At 31.0% G+C, this 355-nt stretch carries 1 protein-coding gene; it reads left to right on the top strand.

The window, feature by feature from the left end; all coding sequences use genetic code 11:
• Positions 1-65 precede the first annotated feature (65 nt).
• Positions 66-355, top strand: a 290-nt coding sequence (locus AC6UDG_RS07445; protein WP_500706953.1) for a hypothetical protein, incomplete at its 3' end; no start/stop codon positions are given.

Raw genomic sequence — 355 nt, 5'->3', positions numbered from 1 at the left:
AAATAAGGTTGGTCTGGATGATCGAATTGTAACCGAACGAAAACGCGGATATAGGTTAATTTCTGATGAACAAGATTAAATATTGGATTCAATTATTCTTACAACAAACTCCAATCGTATTAGTTTACTTGATCACGCTTAGTTTCATGTTAGTGCTATGTTTGCTTTACAAGTTTCCAATGGAAGTTTGTAAAGATTTGATCAGGTTTACGTGGATACCCGTCGTTTTTATTATTTTGTATCAAAACATTAAGACTAATTACAAAAATTCTAAAACCAAAAAGGATTTTTCTAGTAGAAAAATTAACGCGTTCTGCAAATCTGTTGCTTTTCTTAGTTTGACACAGATGAATTT

Source organism: Fructilactobacillus sp. X2R1C1 (genome assembly GCF_059901435.1).
Note: the sequence above shows the minus strand (reverse complement) of the source record. Positions and strands in the feature narration are given on the sequence as shown.